Source organism: Cyanobacteria bacterium GSL.Bin1, assembly GCA_009909085.1.
Classification (GTDB): domain Bacteria; phylum Cyanobacteriota; class Cyanobacteriia; order Cyanobacteriales; family Rubidibacteraceae; genus Halothece.
The window spans coordinates 14,470-27,921 of the sequence record JAAANX010000188.1 but is presented as its reverse complement, the minus strand read 5'-3'; the positions used below and the strand labels follow the sequence as shown (position 1 = coordinate 27,921).

At 44.1% G+C, this 13,452-nt stretch carries 14 protein-coding genes; 11 read left to right on the top strand and 3 right to left on the bottom strand.

The genetic code is table 11. From position 1 onward, the window contains the following. Nucleotides 1-343: 343 nt before the first annotated feature. A complete protein-coding gene (locus GVY04_21750; GenBank protein ID NBD18655.1) occupies nucleotides 344-1,705 on the bottom strand; it encodes an anthranilate synthase component I in 1,362 nt (453 codons plus the stop codon). 335 nt (nucleotides 1,706-2,040) lie between these two features. On the opposite strand from GVY04_21750, the gene GVY04_21745 reads away from it, so the two are divergent. The 3 genes from GVY04_21745 (at nucleotide 2,041) to GVY04_21735 (ending at nucleotide 4,096) form a co-directional block, all read left to right on the top strand. Continuing rightward, nucleotides 2,041-3,150 carry an RNA polymerase sigma factor, RpoD/SigA family gene (locus GVY04_21745; protein ID NBD18654.1) on the top strand — a complete coding sequence of 370 codons (1,110 nt, stop codon included), beginning with the start codon at nucleotides 2,041-2,043 and terminating at the stop codon, nucleotides 3,148-3,150. Nucleotides 3,151-3,172: 22 nt separating this feature from the next. Beyond that, complete coding sequence (locus tag GVY04_21740) at nucleotides 3,173-3,688, top strand: GNAT family N-acetyltransferase (GenBank protein NBD18653.1); 516 nt, start codon at nucleotides 3,173-3,175, stop codon at nucleotides 3,686-3,688. Between the two features lie 201 nt (nucleotides 3,689-3,889). Next, nucleotides 3,890-4,096, top strand: coding sequence for a glycogen debranching protein (locus tag GVY04_21735; GenBank protein NBD18652.1), 207 nt, complete (start codon nucleotides 3,890-3,892; stop codon nucleotides 4,094-4,096). Here GVY04_21735 and GVY04_21730 read toward each other — a convergent pair. Further along, complete coding sequence (locus GVY04_21730) at nucleotides 4,093-4,845, bottom strand: DUF502 domain-containing protein (protein NBD18651.1); 753 nt, start codon at nucleotides 4,843-4,845, stop codon at nucleotides 4,093-4,095. The two genes, GVY04_21735 and GVY04_21730, sit on opposite strands and share 4 nt — an antisense overlap. A 340-nt stretch (nucleotides 4,846-5,185) precedes the next feature. Between GVY04_21730 and pgl the strand changes: the two genes are divergently transcribed. From pgl to GVY04_21695, 7 genes are all read left to right on the top strand, one after another. Further along, entirely contained in the window at nucleotides 5,186-5,902 is a 717-nt protein-coding gene (pgl, locus tag GVY04_21725) for a 6-phosphogluconolactonase (protein ID NBD18650.1), read from the top strand. A 44-nt stretch (nucleotides 5,903-5,946) separates the two neighbouring features. Continuing rightward, a complete protein-coding gene (locus GVY04_21720; protein NBD18649.1) occupies nucleotides 5,947-6,381 on the top strand; it encodes an FHA domain-containing protein in 435 nt (144 codons plus the stop codon). Between the two features lie 108 nt (nucleotides 6,382-6,489). After that, entirely contained in the window at nucleotides 6,490-6,828 is a 339-nt protein-coding gene (locus tag GVY04_21715) for a photosystem II reaction center protein Psb28 (GenBank protein NBD18648.1), read from the top strand. A gap of 276 nt (nucleotides 6,829-7,104) precedes the next feature. Further along, nucleotides 7,105-8,799 (top strand): BCCT family transporter, encoded by a 1,695-nt coding sequence (locus GVY04_21710; protein NBD18647.1) that lies wholly within the window; start codon nucleotides 7,105-7,107, stop codon nucleotides 8,797-8,799. Nucleotides 8,800-8,884: 85 nt separating this feature from the next. Continuing rightward, nucleotides 8,885-9,841 carry a universal stress protein gene (locus GVY04_21705; protein ID NBD18646.1) on the top strand — a complete coding sequence of 319 codons (957 nt, stop codon included), beginning with the start codon at nucleotides 8,885-8,887 and terminating at the stop codon, nucleotides 9,839-9,841. A gap of 279 nt (nucleotides 9,842-10,120) precedes the next feature. Further along, entirely contained in the window at nucleotides 10,121-10,306 is a 186-nt protein-coding gene (locus GVY04_21700) for a hypothetical protein (protein NBD18645.1), read from the top strand. An 89-nt stretch (nucleotides 10,307-10,395) separates the two neighbouring features. After that, nucleotides 10,396-11,712 carry a lipid-A-disaccharide synthase gene (locus GVY04_21695; GenBank protein NBD18644.1) on the top strand — a complete coding sequence of 439 codons (1,317 nt, stop codon included), beginning with the start codon at nucleotides 10,396-10,398 and terminating at the stop codon, nucleotides 11,710-11,712. Here GVY04_21695 and GVY04_21690 read toward each other — a convergent pair. Next, nucleotides 11,709-12,953, bottom strand: a complete 1,245-nt coding sequence (locus tag GVY04_21690; protein ID NBD18643.1) for a PDZ domain-containing protein — start codon at nucleotides 12,951-12,953, stop codon at nucleotides 11,709-11,711. The two genes, GVY04_21695 and GVY04_21690, sit on opposite strands and share 4 nt — an antisense overlap. Before the next feature lie 18 nt (nucleotides 12,954-12,971). Here GVY04_21690 and GVY04_21685 point away from each other — a divergent pair, with 18 nt between their 5' ends. Then, nucleotides 12,972-13,142 carry a hypothetical protein gene (locus GVY04_21685; GenBank protein NBD18642.1) on the top strand — a complete coding sequence of 57 codons (171 nt, stop codon included), beginning with the start codon at nucleotides 12,972-12,974 and terminating at the stop codon, nucleotides 13,140-13,142. Nucleotides 13,143-13,452 lie beyond the last annotated feature (310 nt).

Sequence of the window (13,452 nt, the reverse complement as noted above, 5' to 3'; positions counted from 1 at the left end):
TTTAACTTGCTTTGGATTTTTTTGAATGTAACTCCAAGTATATTTCATCGCACACCACACAAATTTTGTTTCAATCTTACCATGTTATTGCTATTATGGAGATGTCTATTGTTAGCATCAATCAATATTACCACAAATCTTTGTCGGTGGTAATGTTCGTCTCCGCCGATCGAAGGCTTCGACTCACACGAGGAGTTCATGGATGAGGGGCTGTGTGCGGAATTCATTTCCGCACCTTGAACGCCCCGTCCCGCCGCTCATCCGATCGGATCGAGCGCGGGACTTATCGCTCCTCGTGCTCCTCAGCAGTTAATTCCCGGATTTCAACAGCAAGGAAACGATTTTATAATGTAATTGCGCTCACCTGAGCCTTACCTTTATTTAAAGACTCTTCCCATTCCCGTTGCGGATCGCTATCAGCCACAATTCCTGCCCCCACTTGTCCCCAAACGGTTCCTTCCACAAACAAGAGCGTCCGAATTAAAATATTCAAGTCCAGATTCCCCCGTTGGTCTAAATAGCCACAAGACCCATAAAATAAACTCCGGCGGAACGGTTCTAACTCCTCAATAATCTCTAGACAACGCACTTTGGGACAACCGGTAATCGTACCGCCAGGAAATAAAGCCCGGATTAGATCAACACTACTAGTTTCTGGTTTCATCACGCCTTGAACATTACTGACCAAGTGCATCACATGGCTATATCGCTCAATGGTCAATAACTCATCAACTTTCACTGTTCCCCACTGACAAATCCGTCCGAGATCATTTCGTTCGAGATCAAGCAGCATAATATGTTCTGCTTGTTCCTTAACATTCGCGCGGAGTTCATTGGCAAGCTTGGTATCAGTTGTTGCCGTGTCTCCTCGAGGGCGAGTCCCTGCAATGGGGCGGGTTTGGCAAAGATTTCCCTGTCTTTGCACCAGTCGTTCCGGGGAACAACTGATTAGCGATCCCCACGGGGTACGCCAATAGCTGGCAAAGGGGGACGGATTAATCTCTTGTAGGGAGTGGTAAATTTGCCAACTGTCTCTTTGGGTTTCCGCTTGGAAGCGCAAAGATAAATTCGTTTGGAAAATATCACCAGCATAGATGTATTCCTTGGCTCGACGAACCATTGCCTGATAGTCTTGTGCCGAAGTGAGAAATTGGGGTGGAGAAACCTCACGGCTTGCAGTAACAGAGAAATCAGGGAAAGGGGTTTCTAAACAATGTTCTAACGTATCGAGTTGCTGAGGATGACTCGCTGCTAACCAAAGCACTTGTTCTTGATGATCTAATACTGCAAAAGTTTCTGGTTCATACCAATACGCCCTCGGAAACGGCAGTGGATCACGATTAATTTCTGGCAAACGTTCAATTTCCCAAGCTAAATCATACCCCAGCCAGCCCAAATACCCGCCCGTAAAAGGCAAATGGCTCACTTCATCAGGAATATCAGCAGAACACCGGTCTTGCAACTGCTGCAAACAGGATAGGATTTTACCGACAGGTGGAGTCCACACCTGCATTTGCTGGTTAATTTGACGGGGATTGCCTGCGCAAAGAGAATATCGACACAGTTGCGGCTGATCGCTAAGAGAAGGACTTTCCAGAAGAACAGCATAGGACAGATTGTCGCGGAAGAGATGCTGAAAAATATCTGACCCCGTCCGTTTTTGTAAAGGCTGCGATCGCCATACCCATTGTTTTTGTTCTCCCATTTTTAATTTCCCACCTGCGGTAGTTGATACTATCCTATTAAATCCTTAAGCTCATCCTATGAGATGTTACTGTTAGAGCAGAAACTATAGCAAGAAATAAAAGAATCCTCAATAGTCGTTTGAAATGCTAAAACGCATCATTTTCTAAAAGTATGTTGGCAAATCGTCAAAATAGCGACAAAATCAACTTGATAATTCTGTTAAACAAATAAATCTAAGATTATTACTCTCAAAGTTATTGCAGTACTATTCAAAAAAACCCTAGATGATAGGGTTAACTGAACCTAAATTAACGTTAAACCTTTACTTAATTTACTATGACAGACATTAAACTAATGACGAGCCAAGAAACAAAACCTGATGAGTCTCTAACCCCGACCGAGGGCTTTGAAACCTTACTTTCTCCCTTAGAAGAAACTGAAGTTTCAGCAATGCAATTAGTCGAGGTCGATTTTTCTCAGGAAGAAAATAGTGACCTCAATCATTCTCAAAGAAGCAAATATGAGGATACAGTTGGTGCTTTTTTCAAAGAAATGGCCCGTTATCCGCTGCTGAAACCAGAAGAAGAAGTGGAACTGGCTCAACAGGTTAAGTTAGCTGCCGATATCGAAAATCAACGCCAAGAATTAGCGGAAAATTTGGGTTGTTCTCCAAGCAAACAAGCATTAGCAGATACTCTAGAAATAGGAATTAAAGAGTTAGAGCGCAAACTGTATCAGGGACGAGTGGCGAAACGACGGATGATTCGCTCTAATTTGAGATTAGTGGTTTCTATTGCCAAACGCTATCTCAATCGAGGCGTTCCCTTTTTAGATTTAATTCAAGAAGGGGCAATTGGTTTAAATCGAGCTGCCGAAAAATTTGATCCCAATAAAGGTTATAAATTCTCGACTTATGCCTATTGGTGGATTCGCCAAGCCATTACTCGCACTATTGCTAATGATGCTCGTACCATTCGTCTGCCGATTCATATTGTCGAAAAACTGAATAAGCTGAAAAAAGCCCAGCGAGATCTTAAACAAGAATTGCAGCGTAATCCCACAGAAGCTGAATTAGCTGAAGCGTTAGATGTATCCGAGTCGCAACTTCATCAACTTTTGCAATTGCGTCGTCAGTCTCTCTCTCTCAACCATCGTGTGGGGAAAGGAGAAGATACGGAGTTATTGGAACTACTCGAAGATCATGAAATGAGATTGCCTGAAGATCAGATGAATGAAGCGATGATGAATCAGGAAATCTGCGATGTTTTGAGTGATGTTCTCACCGAACGAGAAAAAGATGTCATTTCCATGCGCTATGGCTTAAATGCCAGCCAACCCTACACCCTAGAAGAAGTCGGTTTTATGTTTAACTTGTCTCGGGAACGCGTCCGTCAAATTCAAAGCAAAGCCATGCGGAAGCTACGACGCCCCCAAGTGGCACGTCGGTTAAAAGGGTGGTTATAAGCATCAAGCAAACGGTGGCATGATGGATGAGATCAATTCTGTCCGAGTTCGAGCAGCAAGGCGCGATGATATTTCTGCCATTATGGGGTTAATTAAAGCCTTAGCTGCTTATGAACAACTTTCCGACGCCGTAACCGGAGATGCGGCAACGTTAGCCGAGCATTTATTTGGCGAAATGCCCTATGCAGAAGTAGTTGTGGCTGAGTGGGAAGAGAAAATAGTGGGTTTTGCCCTATTTTTTACCAATTATTCGACGTTTCTCACTCAACCGGGTTTATATCTCGAAGACTTATTTGTCTTGTCAGATTATCGTGGTTTCGGTGTTGGTCGGGCTTTATTAGGGGCTGTTGCCGCGATCGCGCACCAACGAGGAGCAGGACGCTTAGAATGGAGTGTCCTCGATTGGAACCAAAATGCCATTGCCTTTTATGAGCAAATGGGAGCGCAAGTGTTGCCCGACTGGCGGATTTGTCGCGTGACAGGAACCGCAATTGCACAACTCGCTAGCCCCCTGAATTCTGAAAATTTGTTGCCTTAATGTCAAAAAAAGTAAAGAAATTCAGCGTTAAACAGAGAAACTTTAACCTGAGCTAAAAGTTTCCGCATCACAGCTAATTCTGTGGAAAAATAGGAGGGTAGGCAAATCTAAAGGTGTGATGTCACCCGGATAAGGTTCAAAGTTTACACTTGCTGGTTTGCCCAACCCTAATGATGAACACTGAATAAGGAGGAAAAGATTATGACGATTTGGGTCAATGAACAACTCGATCCTTCCGGTTTGCTTTACGCCTGTATTGCATCCTGCAATCAACAAGCAGCAGAAGATTGTCATCAATCCTTTCAACAAAATTTGACAGAAACTCAAAAAGCACAAGGTTGGGTTGCCCGTCTCCGAACCGTCCATTCTTGGGAAGAGGTTCCTGTCAACGCCCTGAAACTCAATTAATTGTTGGCTTGCCCATTTGCATTTTCAGTTTCTCCTGAAACAGTAGAGTTAGTAGCAGCAACAGTGGAGGGTGCTGCAGGCTTTCCATTTTGCGGTTGCGGCTTAAACTGAGGGGGAATTGTGGTCGTGGGACTGACAATTCCAGCAGAAATTAAAACTTTGAAGGCATCCTCTACTGAAATTTGTAAGTTAATGACTTCTTCCTCGGGAACCATGGCGTACCACCCGGTCGTTGGGTTCGGTGTCGTGGGAATAAATAAGCTCAGCATTGGTTTGGATAAATGAGACTGAAACTGGGTACTAACGCTACCCGTGACAAATGCCAGAGTCCATAAGCCAGGGCGAGGATACTCGACCATAACCACGCGCCGAAATTTACTTTTAGAATCTTGTAAAAGGGTTTCAAGAATTTGTTTCAGCGTTTTATAAACCGAACCCGCCAGAGGAATAGCTTGTAAGACTTGTTCCCCCACATCGAGCAACCAACGCCCTGCAATATTCCGCGCCATTAAGCCGATGAACAAAATAAATAGTAATGGTACGGCTAAGCCAACAACCAGATTGAGCAAGTTGGTCAAAATGGGGTGTAGCCCCTCAAAAGGGTTGAGTTGTTTCGGGATGCGGGTGAGAAAGTTAATCACCCAATTGGCGATGGTAATCGTCAGCCAAATGGTCGTTGCTAAGGGAATGACGACCAGCAAACCCGCAATTAAGTCATTTTTCAGGTTTTGCTTGAAACGTTCGATCACAGAGGGTTAATTCTCCTTACCGTTGCTAGGGGGAATTTGACAAACAGATGATGAGCCAAACTGACTCTGAAGGTTATACTGGTGCAGAAAAAACATAGGTGTGCGACCAGGTTTGTAAAGAAATATTGCGTATATGAATATTATGCCATTTTTGACCAGTGATCAGAGCAGCGGTGTTTGGTTTGCCTTTCTCCCGCATCGATTCACGAGACGATGGCAAGCCGCATTCTGCGGTTGAAAAAGGCGTAATTTTTGACTTTAGTTTTGCTCACTCTTCAGTAAAGTCAAAATCATACATTCCATCGTAACATTTTATTGTTACTGAATTGAGTTACTGAAAATGCCCACTGAAATTTTGTCAGATCAAGGGAGTTTGGTTGAGCGCGCCGTTCAACTGATTGTGGAAAAAATCCAGAGCGCGATCGCGCAACGAGGACAATGCACCGTAGCTTTAGCTGGTGGCGGCACCCCCAAGCCAGTTTACGAAACACTGGCTCAGCAAAATCTCCCCTGGGAAAAACTTCATATCTTTTGGGGCGATGAACGCTATGTTCCTGCCGATCACCCCGATAGTAACCAAAAAATGGCGCGAGAGGCCTGGTTAGATCACGTTGCGATTCCAGCAGAAAACATTCACCCCATGCCGACTACAGGGCAAGATCCAGTTGTAGATGCTAAGAAACATGAACAAGACCTGCAAACATTTTTCCAATGCGGAGCCGGAGAATGGCCCAGCCTTGATATCATATTACTGGGAATAGGTGATGATGGGCATACTGCATCCCTGTTTCCGCAAACGGAAGCCTTAACGGTGCGCGATCGTCTAATTACCGTTGGCAACAAAGGGGAAAGCAAGCGTTTGAGCTTTACGGCACCTTTGATTAATCAAGGACGAGCTGTTATTTTTTTAGTGACCGGAGCCAATAAACGTCCCGCTCTGCAGGAAATCTTTGCTGCCCAAGGAGATGCTTTGCAATATCCAGCCCGCCTAATTCAACCCCAAGGAGAACTGTGGTGGCTATTCGATCAAGAAGCAGGTGCACAGATTTCAAGTTAAATGGAAATATAATTAATGTTGAACCAAGTAACTGATTGATAGTTATGAGCGAAACCACTAATGAATTCCCTCAAGCCGAAGAAACTAACCCGAATCCAGAAAATTCTAATGCCACTGCTGAGGAACCCACTCCAAATTTACAACCATCGACTAGTCCCTACTTGCTGCATATACAAAGCGATGAAATGATTACTTTGCCTGAAGATCAGACAACCATTATGCTGGGAAAACCGAATAGTAATCATCCCCCAGATATCGATCTCTCTAGTCTTGCTGATGCAGAAATTATTTCCCGTGAGCACGCACTGATTCACATCGAAGGCGAAACATATTACATTGAAGATTTAGGGAGTTCTAACGGCACATATGTGAATCATACTGCAGTGACTAAGGGGGAACGTCAAGAAATTTCTTCTGGCGATGTGCTGGCTTTAGGGAAAGACGATAAAGTAACGTTTATCTTCAAATTTCCCGAGTGAGTCTAAGTGTGATGCCCCCAGTAGTTTTGCCACATCGTGCCAATGACTCAGTAACACTCAGTGTTAATACTTGTACGATATTACTTTGAAGGAAAACACAACAAAAAAATGGCAGCATCTATTCAATTTTCACGAGGCATTGATGAGGAAACAATCCCTGATGTCCGCTTGACCCGTTCTCGCGATGGTAGCAGTGGAACCGCTACTTTTCGCTTTGACAATCCGAAAGTTTTAGGGGCAGAAAGCACTCAAGAAATTACCGGAATGTATCTGATTGATGATGAGGGCATTATTTCGACTCAAGATGTGAAAGGTAAATTTGTGAATGGAAAGCCCACAGCGCTCGAAGCCGTTCATTATATGAAATCAGAAGAAGAATGGGATCGTTTTATGCGCTTTATGGAACGATATGCAGAAGAACATGGCTTAGAATTTAGTAAATCTTAATTTATTGACACTTTTAGTAAAATCTCAGCAAAGGATTACCCCGGCGAGGAAAAATTTTCCTCGCCTTTTTCACACAATTCCCATCAGTTTTTTCTCTGATTTTCCCTCTGAGGAGACTGGTATAAAGAACCGTTTTTCGCTATAACTGGTAAAAACGATAAGTTTTGCAAGAGCTCAATCTGTCCAATGAAACTTCAGTAGATTTTTAATGAACGCTTGAAGTCTAGCAGTACCTTTAGTCTGTAGCCAAAAAACTTTTGAAAAAGAAAAAATTGTATGGTTAAACAATCAAAACGTCCAGATTTTGAAGAGGAACTTCTGGAAGAAACAACAGAACGTTATCCTGGCGATACCAACTTCCAAAAATGGGGATTTGATCTTCATCCCCAAGTCGCACCCATCTCTGGGGGTTTGGTACTTCTTTTTATTGTCCTTACCTTAGTATTTAAGGAACAAGCCTCTTCCGTTTTTAACGCCACTCTCAATAGTATTGCGACTTATGGTGGCTGGTTTTATATCCTCGCTGCGAATATTTTTCTTGGTGTCATCTTGATTTTTGCCTTTAGTAAATTTGGCAGAATTCGCCTTGGTGGACAAGATGCTAAACCTGAATTTTCTACCTTTGCTTGGTTTGCGATGCTCTTGAGTGCGGGTATGGGAATCGGTTTAATGTTTTGGAGTGTGGGGGAACCGATGTTCCACTTCACTAGCCCCCCACCCATATTTGGCTCCGCAGCAGGAACCCCCGATGCAGCAGAAACAGCAATGACCCTAACGTTTTATCATTGGGGACTGCATCCTTGGGGACTCTATGCCTTAGTGGGTTTAGGACTTGCCTTTTTTGCCTTCAACCGCGGACTGCCCTTAACAATGCGCTCCGTTTTTTATCCCCTACTCGGAGAACGGATTTACGAATGGCCCGGTCATGTCATTGATATTCTTGCCGTTGTTGCTGACTTATTTGGTTTAGCAACTTCCCTCGGCTTAGGGGTACAACAGGTTGCAGCTGGGTTAAGTTTTCTCATTCCAGCAATTAATGAAGGGGTTATCACCCAGGTCACTTTAATTGCGATTATTACAAGCTTTGCCACCTTATCTGTAGTTGCGGGTTTAGATGGTGGGGTGCGTCGACTCAGTGAGTGGAACCTTTATCTGGCTGCAACGTTTATGGTATTTGTCCTGGTTTTAGGACCGACCCTCTTTATTTTTGATACCTTTGTCCAAAATATTGGCAATTATGTTGCTCGATTTCCGATGCTCAGTTTCTGGACAGAATCCTTTGCTTCCGGTGAAGAGAGCACTTGGCAAAATAGCTGGACGGTCTTTTATTGGGGCTGGTGGATTTCTTGGTCTCCTTTTGTGGGAATGTTCATTGCCCGCGTTTCCCGGGGTCGCACGATTCGTGAATTTGTCATGGGTGTTCTGATTGCACCCACCCTTCTCTCTTTTCTCTGGCTTTCTACAATGGGCGGAGCGGCTTTAAATCTTCAACTGACTAATGCCGCTAATATTGCCGGTGCGGTGCAAGAAAATGTTGCCACTGCCATGTTTGTCATGCTCGACAACTTCCCCTTAACGGCATTAAGTTCGATTGTTGGCATTCTCCTGGTCACAATCTTCTTTGTGACATCCTCTGACTCCGGCTCGTTAGTCGTGGATAATTTGACTTCAGGCGGCAAATTGGATTCTCCGGTTCCCCAGCGAGTCTTTTGGGCAGTAATGGAAGGAGTTGTTGCCGCTGTTTTACTCCTGGGGGGTGGACTAACAGCCTTGCAAACTGCTGCAATTGCCACGGGTTTACCGTTTGCCATTGTGTTACTGGTGATGTGTTATAGCCTCAATCGAGGGCTCTCGCAAGAATTACGAGAACTAGAAATGGCAGAGTTGCGAGAAGCCGAAGCAAGACGAGAAGAGAAAATTGCTGCGATTATGTCATCTCGGCAAGAAGCACGTTTTGCCCAAGATGAATAAGCATGATTGATTTGATGGCTCTGACCCTTCATAGAGTCATCATTTCTCTATTGCGTCAACCCCTGTACTCAAACTGAGAATTATTATGTATCGTAAAATCCTTGTGCCACTCGATGGTTCCCAAACGGCAGAAGCAATTATTCCTCATGTGAAGAACTTAGCCAAACATGATGAAGCCACTGTCTTTTTTACACAGGTTATTGAGCCGGCAACCCGCAGTGGAATTATTAATTTTGAGCAAGAACAAGAAGTTACCTTTAAACCGCAAAAAATTGATAATGCTAAAACCTATTTAAACAATTGGCAAAAACAATTTGAGCAAGAAGGCTTATCAGCAGAAGTGATTTTGCTGCGCGGTGTTGCGGTTGATGCCATTCTCTATGCCATTGAAGAAATGGATATTGATGTTTTAGCAATTACCAGTCAAGGTCGCTCTGGGCTTAAAAAAGCGATTTATGGTAGTGTTAGTTCTGCTTTATTAAACCGGGCTCCCTGTCCCATCCTCATTGCCGCCAGCAACACTGACATTAGTTTAAAAACGAATAACCGTATTCTCGTTCCCCTCGATGGTTCTAAAGAATCAGAGCAAATTATGCCTCATGTGCAACATATTGCACAAATGTATGAGGCAAAAATTATTTTGATGCGAGTAGTGACAAATGCCAGCTACAAAGCAGCATACGTCAATCTAAATAAAGAAATTAAAGAAGAGGTTGTTCCCGAACACTTGTTAAGTCAATTGGGTAAACATCAGGAGTTAGACCGCATTAAAAAAGCGAAAACTTATCTCTTGAATTGGCGCAATCAATTCCAAGAACATGACTATGAGGTGGAAGTGAATTTATTATATGGTCGCCCAATCGAGAGTATTATTGCAGTTGCAGAAAACACTCAGCCTGACTTGATTGCTATGACCAGTAGTGCAAAAACTGGCTTAGAACAGTTTTTCTATGGTAGTGTTGCTTCTGGTTTATTAAATCGTTTGGCGCGTCCAATGCTTATTGTTCACACGAGCGAAGTTCCTGTGAGAAATTTTGCTTGATCATTTCGATTAGGGAGCGTTTGCCGAGGTAAAATTGCGTTTACCTCGGTGGCAGCGATTTGTGGGCGCTAATTTTGCTGCAGTTTTCATTTTGATTGATCGCTTCTTTTCTCACTCTCCCCTCCCAGGAGCAATGACTGGCTAACCCTCTCCAATCTGCTCTTGAGCCAGTTGAAAAATTGCCACAATTTCTCCACAATTAAAATGAATTTAGGTTATATTACGGGTTTGGAAATATAAAATATAACTTTCACTTTTGAGTGCTAAAGGCTGATTACTATGTCTAACGCGCTATTGTCTAATTCCCCGAATCCTTCCCAGGTCAATTCTCAAGAGAATTCTCCTCTGATACAGCTTAAACAGTCTCTCCTGCAAGCTGATCAACAAGCTAAGTTTCTGCATTTACAAGCCGAAATAGAGTCGCTTTGGCAACAAGTCAAGCGTTCAAGATTAAATGATGAATAATCATCTTTAAATCAGCGTTTCAAGGCTTCAATTTCTTGGGCAACGACTTAGCCAATGAGTTAATTTAGATCTAGAAGTTAATTAATTGTATGTCGCAGGCAGATGCTGTTGATGTTCTCATTCTCAGTAATGGGCCAGGGGAACTTTCTACTTGGGTACGCCCAGTAGTGGCAGCATTGCAAGCGCAAGCCTCTCCCAATCTAGGAATTAGGATTTCTGTAATTCTATCTCCTTGTCCTCACGCCACAGGGCGAGAGGTAGAAGTTGCCGAGGCAATTCCAGGTGTTAACCGCGTTCAAAGTGCGGAAGCATTTTTCCCTTTTTTGTTTTTTGGAAAAACGGCTGATCACTGGAACTGGTCTAAGCAAGGCATCGTCTTATTCCTAGGGGGAGACCAGTTTTTCCCAGTCGTTATCGGCAAACGGTTGGGATACCCCGTCGTCATCTACGCAGAGTGGGAGACACGCTGGCATTCCTGGGTGGATCACTTTGTAGTGATGAACGCCGACTTAATTTCGAAAGCTCCTCAATCCCATCGCCACAAAATTACTACCGTCGGTGACATCATGGCAGATTCGCAAATTGCTCTCAATACCAAATCCTTAGGATTAAATTTAGCGACCGGAACCGAACTTATTGGCATTTTACCGGGCTCGAAACGGGCCAAGTTAATGCAAGGTGTGCCTTTAACGATCGCGATCGCGCAGTCTTTGCAGAAACAACGTCCTAATACTCAGTTTATCATTCCGGTTGCCCCAACCCTTGATCTTGAAACGCTCGCTCAATACGCTGATCCCACCCATAATCCGATTGTCAAAAAAGTCGGAACTGAGGGGGCCAAATTAGTTGTACCCACAGACCCGAATCAACTGCCTTATTTGGAAACGGCAACTGGGGCCAAAATCTTACTGTGGACAAAATTCCCGGCTTACGATGTTCTGTCCCAATGCCACTTGTGTTTTACCACAGTGGGAGCAAATACGGCTGAATTAGGGGCCTTAGCAATTCCAATGATTGTTTTACTTCCCACCTACCAACTCGATGCGATGCGGGCGTGGGACGGCATTCCCGGCACCTTAGCCAACTTACCGTTAATTGGAGGCAGTTTTGCTAGGCTGATTAATTGGCTAGTCCTAAGGAAAAAACGCCTTTTCGCTTGGCCAAATATTTGGGCAAAAGAAGAGATTGTTCCGGAATTAGTGGGGAATCTCGACCCAGAAGCAGTGGCAAAAACAGCTTTAGAGTGGCTAGAGTATCCTGATAAACGCTTAGCCATTCGATCGCGCTTGCAAGCAGTAAGGGGAAAACCAGGGGCATCGAAAAAAATTGCTGCAATTTTACTCGCCCAACTTCAACAAGCGCCCCCTGGAAATGCAAATCATCAAAAATTACCACCGCAAACCTAATGCTGAGCCACTAGAGTTTTCTGTGTAATTAATTTCACTGCTTCTTGGTATTGCTCATCTTCAGCCGTTCCCATTTGGGAAAACGGGAGCAATGCCTGAGATACGGTGTAATCTGGCTCGATGCCCGCTTCATTAATATCCCGGTGACTGGGGGTTTCATACTTGGCAACGGTAACCGCAATCCCAGAGTCATCGGGTAAATCAAATAAAGATTGAATCAACCCTTTCCCAAAGGTCGTTTCACCAACAATTTGCGCGCGCTCATTATCTTGAAGGGCGCCTGCCAAAATTTCACTGGCACTGGCACTACCTTGATTGACCAGAACAATCAACGGTGCCCCCGTCACCGCCGCATCGCTAGCTCCATAGCTACCAATCATCCCTTGTCGGTTAACCGTATAAACAACTGTCCCTGAATTTAACCATAAACGAGCCACTTCGATGCCCGCTTGGAGTAAACCACCGGGATTATTACGTAAATCGAGGATAAAGCCTTGTGCCCCTTGATTTTCCAGGTCAGCGACAGAATGAGCAATTTCTTTGGTGGCATTGGCACTAAATTGGGCGAGACGCAGATAACCAATTGGGGCTTCTCCGCTGTTATCGAGGCGGGCATAAACCGGATTTAGGGAAATACGATCGCGCACGATATCGAGTTCTCGCACCGTCGTCTCTTCTTCCGTTCCTGATTCAACCGTCAGAGTGACATGAGTCCCGACTTTTCCTCGCATCCGAGAGGCTGCTTCATCCAGGGAGAGATTTTTGGTACTGACCCCATCAATTTCGAGAACGCGATCGCGCGGTTTCACCCCTGCTTGTTCCGCCGGTGAGCCATCAATAGGCGTGACCACCTCTAATTGTTTGGTTTGGGAATTAATATCGATTTGTAACCCTACCCCAGAAAGTTCCCCAGAGGTATTCACTTGTAAACTGCGATACTGCTCGGGTCGTAACAAGCGAGTAAAGGGATCATCCAAGGTAGCTAACATTTCTTCAATGGCTTCGTAAGTCGCTTCCCGATCAGAAAAGCCCTGATCAAGGAAGCGTTGGCGTACAAACCACCAATTTTGATCATTAAACGAATCGTCTAAATAAGCCTGATTCACAATTCGCCAGGCTTGTAAAAAAATTTTTTCTTCTTCATTATAATAAGCCGTCGCATTCGTAGTCCAGCTAAGCCAGGCAATACCAACGACAACGATTACGGTAAACAGTTTTTGCCAAAAGGTCGATTTGATCATGCTGAGTGAGCGTGCAAGATGGATTGTAGTGTTTCCTTGCTATCAAGGCGAGTCGGCACTACTGATCCCCTCGGAGGAGACAGTGCGCTGCCCTTCGATACAGTAACCGTTGGTTCTATAGTTACTGATGACAATTATACTATCGTTCTCCCCTCGCTTCCCTGGCTTTGTCTTGCGAGTCGGGCATGATGTTTATTAATTTTCTTTTAAGATTAAACGCCAATATCTTAACAATTTGTAAACTTCTGTCTCAGGCGATCTGAGGATTCGTAGTTGCTCTAATTCAATTTTAGCGCGGAACACAAAGTCAAATTGCGAAAAGATGAGGGGGACTGCATTTAAGAATTTATGTTAAAGTTCTCGTAGGAAAAAGTAATAATTCCCTTCATCCACCCCTCTCCGATCTCCCAACCTTGATTTTGCGAAAAGGCAAAGGGAGAAAAAGATGTCAAAATTATCAAGGGGATGCAAAGTAATAACGTTTTTAGTCTAGGAAGTC